A 3,291-nucleotide genomic window follows, 5' to 3' on the forward strand; every position below is an offset into this window, starting at 1 on the left:
TTGAAAGCCTGTCCGCAAGCCTCGGGAACATGCACGTGTGTATATACCATGACACCGAAGAAACCCAATTCCGCATTGCGGAAGGTAGCACGTGTCCGTTTAAAGAACGGATATGAAGTAACCGTTTATATTCCGGGTGTGGGTCATAATTTACAGGAACACTCTCAGGTATTGGTTCGTGGTGGTCGTGTAAAGGACCTTCCCGGTGTCCGTTATCACTTAATTCGTGGTGTTCTGGATGCTATGGGTGATATGGGCGGAACCGCCAGCGTTAAAGATGATGGCGGTAAAAAAGTCCATGCCGGTCGTTGGGTAAGCCGTTCTAAATATGGTGTAAAAAAACCGAAACAATCATAGTTGCGAAGGATAAACGATGCCAAGAAGAAGAGAAGTACAAAAAAGAGAAGTTTTGCCCGACCCGAAGTTTAATAGTACTTTGGTGGCAAAATTTATAAATATTGTTATGGCAAACGGCAAAAAGAGTGTAGCAGAGAAGATTGTGTATAACGCATTAGAGATATTAAAAAAGAAAGTACCGGATAAGGACCCATTAGAGGTTTTTACAGCCGCAGTCGAAAATGCGAAACCATTAGTCCATGTAAAATCACGCCGTATTGGTGGTGCTACATATCAAGTTCCGGTAGAAATAGAGCCGAATACACGGACATCCATTGCTTTCCGTTGGATTCGGAGTTATGCAAGGAACCGTGGTGAGAAGACTATGGAAGAACGGTTGGCGGCGGAGTTGATGGATTGTTATAACAAACAGGGAAATACAATAAAGAAACGCGAGGATACACACCGAATGGCAGAAGCCAACAAGGCGTTTATCCATTTCCGATATTAATATGAGTTCTAAAGAAGAACATAGGAGAATGAGAACAACAGGCTGAGCAATACGCTCCGTAGTTTCGGGGCGTTGCACAGCTGTAGAAATAAGATACCGATAGTCCTGCTAAATATAGACAGGAAATCCAGATTGAAAATTGAATACAGCATGTGCCAGGGCCCCGGGTATAGCGGAGCAAAGGATGCTAAGGAGCAGAAAGAATATGCCACGCAAATACCCGTTAACAAATATCCGAAATATAGGGATAGCGGCCCACATTGATGCCGGCAAGACCACCGTTACAGAACGCGTCTTGTACTACTCCGGCCGGGTGCACCGAGTGGGCGAGGTCCATGACGGTGCCGCTACCATGGACTACATGGAGCAGGAACGGGAGCGCGGTATCACCATAACCTCAGCAGCAACGGCATGTGAATGGAATGGACATCGGATAAATATCATTGATACACCGGGTCACATTGATTTCACAGCCGAAGTAGAACGCTGCATGAGGGTTCTCGATGGAGCCATCATCGTTTTTTGTGGTGTTGCAGGCGTTCAACCGCAGTCCGAAACCGTGTGGAGACAGGCGGAAAAATACAAAGTTCCGCGAATTGCGTTTATTAACAAGATGGACCGGGTTGGCGCCGATTTTTTTCAAGCCATCGAATCCATCGAACATCGCCTCCACGCATTAACCCTTCCTGTTCAAATTCCTGTCGGTAGTGAAGAAAATTTCCGAGCCGTTATTGACTTGCTTAATCAAAAAATGATTACCTGGGTCGGAGAAACTGTGGATTGCGTTCAGGTAACAGAAGAAATTCCGAAAGAGTATCAAGATGATGCTCATTTCTGGAGAATGCACTTAATTGAAGTGGTAGCCAATCACGACGAAAAAGTCCTTGAGTTGTATCTTGAGGGAAAAGAAATTTCGGTAGATTTACTTAAAGCCGCCATTCGCAGACTTTGCATCAACCGAATTGGAACGCCGGTATTATGTGGTAGTGCACTTAAAAATAAGGGGATTCGGCTAACTTTAGATGCGGTAGTGGATTATCTGCCGTCACCTATAGATTTGCCACCGTATGAGGGAACTCTCCCTCAGGACCCGAACAAAAAAGTGCTACGCCATCCTTCGGATGATGAACCTTTTTCAGCATTGGCGTTCAAAATCCTGAGCGACCCCCATGTCGGTAAATTGACCTTTATGCGGGTTTATTCCGGCGTGATTGAAACAGGGCAAACCCTTCTCAATACACGAACGGGAACGAAAGAACGCATAAGCAGGATTGTAGAACTCCATGCCGATGAACGAACGGAAATTAAGGAATTAAGGACCGGCGACATCGGTGCTATAATTGGCTGTCGAAGTGTTTTAACGGGAGATACGCTCTGTGCCTCTAAACATCCGATTGCTCTCATGCCCCTGACTTTTCCGGAGCCTGTGGTTTATATTTCGATAGAACCGAAAACAAAGGCAGACCAGGACCGCCTTTCGAATGCACTGCATCGTTTTGCCGATGAAGACCCTACTTTCCGTGTGCGGGTCAATGAAGAAACAGGGCAAACGATTATTGCAGGTATGGGCGAACTACACCTCGAAATTATTATTGACCGTATGAAAAGAGAATTCGGCGTCGAGGCTCATGTAGGAAAGCCCGTTGTAGCCTATCGGGAAACAATTCGCCAGTCTGCCACTTCGGACAAGAAATTTGTCCGCCAGACGGGTGGCCGTGGACAATACGGACATGTCGTATTGACTATCGAACCATTACCGCGAGGTTCCGGATTTGTTTTTGAGGATAAGACCGTAGGTGGAGTTATTCCGAAAAACTACATCCCATCTATAGAAAAAGGGTGTAAAGAAGCCCTCGAAACAGGGATTGTAGCCGGTTATCCGATGGTGGATGTGAAAATCATACTTACCTTTGGTTCTTATCATGAGGTAGATTCGTCCGATATGGCATTTCAAATTGCCGCATCCATGGCAGTAAAGGAAGCTGTAATGAGTGCCCGACCTATTCTACTCGAGCCTATCATGCGGTTAGAGATAGATACACCTCCGGAATACACCGGCGATATTATTAACGATTTAGACCATCGTCGGGGACGGATGTTGAACATGGAAGTAGACGGACAAAGACAAATAATACATGCCTTGGCACCCCTGGCAGAGCTCTTTGGCTATGCCAATGACCTCAGGTCATGCAGTCAGGGAAGAGCCAATTATGCTATGGAATTTGAACGATACGAAATTGTCCCGATAGAAGTAGGGAACCGTATCATGGAACAAATAGGAAGTAGTTATCGTTTTGAACCATAAACTACAGGGTTAATGAACTCTGTTTGAAATATAAAAGTTAAACAATTAACCAGAAGTTCAATTAAAACAATTAAGACATAGGAGATACAGCGATGTCGAAACAGAAATTTGAGCGGAAGAAGCCGCATGTGAACATTGG

Annotated in this window: 3 protein-coding genes; all 3 read left to right on the forward strand. The window is 45.3% G+C overall.

Annotated features, from left to right (window positions below; genetic code table 11):
• The coding region (gene rpsL / locus PLA12_14615; protein ID HOQ33722.1) for a 30S ribosomal protein S12 at positions 1-357 on the forward strand (357 nt) is incomplete at its 5' end.
• A 16-nt stretch (positions 358-373) separates the two neighbouring features.
• Positions 374-847 carry a 30S ribosomal protein S7 gene (rpsG, locus tag PLA12_14620; GenBank protein HOQ33723.1) on the forward strand — a complete coding sequence of 158 codons (474 nt, stop codon included), beginning with the start codon at positions 374-376 and terminating at the stop codon, positions 845-847.
• 205 nt (positions 848-1,052) lie between these two features.
• Positions 1,053-3,152 (forward strand): elongation factor G, encoded by a 2,100-nt coding sequence (fusA, locus tag PLA12_14625; protein HOQ33724.1) that lies wholly within the window; start codon positions 1,053-1,055, stop codon positions 3,150-3,152.
• Positions 3,153-3,291: the final 139 nt, after the last annotated feature.

The sequence above is a fragment of the Candidatus Hydrogenedens sp. genome (assembly GCA_035378955.1).
Lineage (GTDB): Bacteria > Hydrogenedentota > Hydrogenedentia > Hydrogenedentales > Hydrogenedentaceae > Hydrogenedens.

What these genes read in the sequence shown, in the direction of transcription:
- rpsG (HOQ33723.1), top strand. Translation starts at nt 374, where the DNA reads ATGCCAAGAAGAAGAGAAGTACAAAAAAGAGAAGTTTTGCCCGACCCG.
- fusA (HOQ33724.1), top strand. Translation starts at nt 1,053, where the DNA reads ATGCCACGCAAATACCCGTTAACAAATATCCGAAATATAGGGATAGCG.